The sequence below is a fragment of the Streptomyces sp. 13-12-16 genome (assembly GCF_002114215.1).
Lineage (GTDB): Bacteria > Actinomycetota > Actinomycetes > Streptomycetales > Streptomycetaceae > Streptomyces.
Genome location: NZ_NCTE01000946.1, coordinates 1 through 4,010 on the forward strand (window position 1 = coordinate 1; position 4,010 = coordinate 4,010).

General features: G+C 70.5%; 3 protein-coding genes. 1 reads left to right on the plus strand and 2 read right to left on the minus strand.

Annotated features, from left to right (window positions below; all coding sequences use genetic code 11):
- Window positions 1-233: 233 nt before the first annotated feature.
- Window positions 234-1,271: a glycosyltransferase family 2 protein gene (locus B7767_RS32710; protein ID WP_085575287.1), complete on the plus strand. Its 1,038-nt coding sequence runs from the start codon at window positions 234-236 to the stop codon at window positions 1,269-1,271.
- A gap of 53 nt (window positions 1,272-1,324) precedes the next feature.
- Here B7767_RS32710 and B7767_RS32715 read toward each other — a convergent pair whose 3' ends face one another.
- Both B7767_RS32715 and B7767_RS32720 read right to left on the minus strand, forming a co-directional pair.
- Window positions 1,325-2,911, minus strand: coding sequence for an LCP family protein (locus tag B7767_RS32715; RefSeq protein ID WP_107486457.1), 1,587 nt, complete (start codon window positions 2,909-2,911; stop codon window positions 1,325-1,327).
- 80 nt (window positions 2,912-2,991) lie between these two features.
- Window positions 2,992-4,010, minus strand: a 1,019-nt coding sequence (locus B7767_RS32720; protein WP_143652745.1) for an LCP family protein, incomplete at its 5' end; no start/stop codon positions are given.

A 4,010-nucleotide genomic window follows, 5' to 3' on the forward strand; every position in this document is an offset into this window, starting at 1 on the left:
CACGGGTGGTGCGGCCGACGCTGTGGGCCCGGGGCCCGTGCGGGCCGGCCGCGGGGGACGCTGCGGTGCGGGGCGGGGCCGGGGGGACCGCGGCGGCGTGGGCAAGGGGGACACCTCCGGACGACGGCCGTACGTGGGATCCCGAGCACGGTAGGCCGATACGATCTGCGGCCCGGCACATCGCCCCCGGCGCGCGCATCGGTGTCCCCCGTTCGCGGTAACGTGAGCCCTCTATGAACGCCAATCCCGACGTGCGGCTCCCCGCCGTTTCCGTGATCATGCCCGTCCTCAACGAGGAACGGCACCTGCGCGGCGCCGTCCGCGCGATCCTCGCCCAGGAGTACGCCGGCGAGATGGAGGTCGTGATCGCCCTCGGTCCGTCCACGGACCGCACGGACGAGATCGCCGCCGAGCTCGTGGCCGAGGACCCGCGGGTGCACACCGTGCCCAATCCGACCGGCCGCACCCCGGCCGCCCTCAACGCGGCGATCAAGGCCTCGCGCCATCCGGTCGTGGTCCGCGTCGACGGGCACGGGATGCTCTCCCCGAACTACATCGCGACCGCCGTACGGCTCCTGGAGGAGACCGGCGCGCAGAACGTCGGCGGCATCATGCACGCCGAGGGGGAGAACGACTGGGAGCACGCCGTCGCGGCCGCGATGACGTCGCGGATAGGCGTGGGCAACGCCGCCTTCCACACCGGTGGCGAGGCCGCTCCCGCCGAGACGGTGTACCTGGGTGTGTTCCGGCGCGAGGCGCTGGAGCAGCAGGGCGGGTACAACGTGGAGTTCATCCGCGCCCAGGACTGGGAGCTGAACTTCCGCATACGTGAGGCCGGCGGGCTGATCTGGTTCTCGCCGGAGCTGAAGGTGTCGTACCGGCCCCGGCCTAGCGTGCGGGCGCTGGCCAAGCAGTACAAGGACTACGGGCGTTGGCGGCACGTCGTGGCCCGCTACCACTCCGGTTCCATCAACCTGCGCTACCTGGCCCCGCCGGCCGCGGTGTGCGCGATCGCGGCCGGGGCCGTGGTCGGCGCCGCGCTGACCCCGTGGGGCTTCGTGGTGCCCGGCGGTTATCTCGCGGCGATCGTGCTGGGGTCCGTACCGGCGGGCAAGGGGCTGCCGCTCAAGGCGCGGCTGCAGATCCCGGTGGCGCTGGCCACCATGCACATGTCGTGGGGCTGGGGCTTCCTGACCAGCCCGAAGTCCCTGGCCCGCAAGGTGATCGCGAGCCGGCGCCCCTCGGTCCGCGCGGACGCCGCCTCGCACTGACCGGACACCGTCACGGGCCCCCTCCCTTCCGGAGAGGGCCCGTGACGCCGTTCTCACCAGGTGAACGCGGGGTTCACCTTCATGCAGGCCTCGTCGTCCGCGCCGTTGAGCGCCTCGGCGGTCTCCGGCACCTCGTTGTTCTCCTCCGGCGCCTTGTACGCCGTGCCCTCGCGCCAGTCCGCGCCCACCACGAGCGTGACGCCGGAGACGTCGGTCGACCTGCGCACCGCGCCCGGCCCGAGGCCCAGGGCCTCGGCGACCGCCGCGGCGTCGCCCTCCAGGTCCGCGCTCGGGTAGCGGACGACGGTCGTCTTCTCGCTCAGGGACGCGCCCTGGTCGGCGACCGCCCTGGTGAACCCCTCGTCCACGAGCAGTTCCGCCACGGTGCCGGCCCGGTCGGGGGCCGCGCCCAGGGTGTCGGTGCGGGTGCCGTTCTGCACCAGGACCGGGATCTCGGCGTCCTCGGCCGCCGGGTCGTCCGGGCTCCGGTCCTCCTGCGTCGAGGGAGCCTTCTTCTCCGTGTCCCCGCCGTCCAGGGCGATGTCCTCGCGCACCAGCCGGAAGAGCTGCTCGGCGTCCTCCGTGGGCTCCACCCGCGCGCCCACGTACCGGTTCGGCATGGTGGTCATGGTGATGTGCTCCGGCTCGACCTTCCGCAGCTCGGTGCTGAGGTCGTAGAGCTTCTTGACCGAGTTCAGGCCCGGGTCGACGGTGAGCGCCTCGGTGGCCTTCTCGGCGAGCCTGCGCAGCTTGTTCGGGTTGCTCAGGGTGGCGTTCTCGCGCAGCTCCCGGACCATCGAGTTCATGTACATGTGCTGGGCCTTGGCCCGTGCCAGGTCGCTGCCGTCCTCGAAGCCGTAACGGGTGCGCAGCCACTGCAGGGCCTGTTCGCCCTTGACCGGGTGGGTGCCCTTCTCCAGCTTCAGGCCGGAGCCGTGGCCCTGGCCGTCGCGCGAGTGGATGTTGGCGTCGACGCACACCGGGACACCGCCGACGGCGTCCGCCATCGACACGACGCCCGCGAAGTCGACCATGAGGAAGTGGTCGATGTGGATGCCGGTGAGCTCCTGCCAGGTGGCGACGGTGCAGCCCGGACCGCCGTGCCCGAGGCTCTGGTTGGTCATCACCCGCCCGTTGCTCGCCGGGTACACCGTGCCGTCGTCGGGGTCGGTGCACTTCGGGATCCTCACGAGGGTGTCCCGCGGCATGCTGACGACCGACATGTTGCTGCGGTCGGCGGACAGGTGCACCAACATCTGGACGTCCGCCAGCGGTGTGGAGCCGAACGTCTCCCGGGCGCCGCCGAGTTCCTGGTTCTCCTTGCTGTCCCGCGCGTCGGATCCGATGAGCAGGATGTTCAGCGGGGTCTGCCCCGCGGCGTTCGGCGTCGGCTCCGGGATCTTCTCGTCACCGAGATTGAGTTCCTGCTGCTCGATGTTGGCGTTGAGGTGCCGGTAGTAGACGTAGCCGGCGCCGGCCGTGCCCACTATCAGCACGGCCAGCACCATCGCCGACCAGCGGAGCACCCGGTGCTTGCGCGGCGCCCTGCGCCCGTCGCCCGGGCCCTCGCCGCTCCCGTCCCCGAGGGCGGCCTCGTCCTCGGCGGCCGGTACGGCCTCCTGCACAGTGTTCTGCGTCAACTTCTACGTCCTCCACAGCCCTCAGGGCCCGCCGTACGTCTTGGAGACATGCGACGGGCCCGTGAGGTTGCGCTACGGCCTCAACTCGCGCACTGAACTTTGTCGGCCGTGGACTTCTCCACCTCGGGCGTCTCGATCGACGCGGCGTCGAGTTTGACTCCGGCGCCCTTGAAGTCCTTGCCGAGGGTGAGGGTCATGGTGGGCAGGCCCTGGGAGTTGGTGACGCTTTCGCCGGGTTTCATGGCGGATCCGGACAGGCCGAGGATGTCGGCGAGGCGGCGGGCCTGGTCGGCCTGGTCGGGGGCGTATTCGAGGGTGGTCTTCTTGAGTTCCTCGGGGGCGTTGCCGGCGTTCTCGGACTTGGTGACGCCTGCTTCGGTCTGGAGGTAGTTGAGTTCGAGCTGGGCGCTGCCCGAGGGGGCGCCGCCGTTGAGGATGCGGACGCGGACCTCGCCGGGGTCGGACTTGGTGCCCTTGAGGCGGGCGGCGACCGCGGCGGCCTCCTTCTTCTCCTTCTTCTTGACCTCGGTGAAGGAGACGTCGTTCGCGATCATGTCGAAGACCTGGGGTGCCTTGGACTGGTTGGGGACGACCGTCGCCCTGACCTTCTCGGCGGGGTTGTCGACCACCGGCACCGTCAGGAACGTGATGTTCTTCGGCGGTACCTTCTTCAGCTCCAGGGCGATGTCCTTCAGCGTGCCCACCTTGCCGATGGCGCTGTCCACGGTGAGCGCCTTGGTCGCGGCCTCGGCCAGCTTGATCAGCTTGGTGGGGCTGGTGAGGGTGTCGCTGGAGGACATCTGCCGCATGAGGGAACCCAGGAACTGCTGCTGGACCTTGATGCGGTCCAGGTCGCCCTCGTTGCCGAAGGAGTGCCGGGTGCGCAGGAAGGCCAGGGCCTGCTCGCCCTCGATCTGCGACTCGCCCGCGGGCAGCTTCAGATGGGACTTCGGGTCGTCGACGGCGTGCTCCACACAGACCTTCACGCCGCCGACCGCCGTGGTCAGCGTCTTGACCGCGTTGAAGTCGGCCATCATGAAGTGGTGGGGCTGGATGCCGGTCGCCTCCTTCACCGTGCGCATGGTGCAGCCGGCGTCCC

Coding starts and splice junctions, on each gene's coding strand:
- B7767_RS32710 (WP_085575287.1), top strand. CDS start 234: ATGAACGCCAATCCCGACGTGCGGCTCCCCGCCGTTTCCGTGATCATG.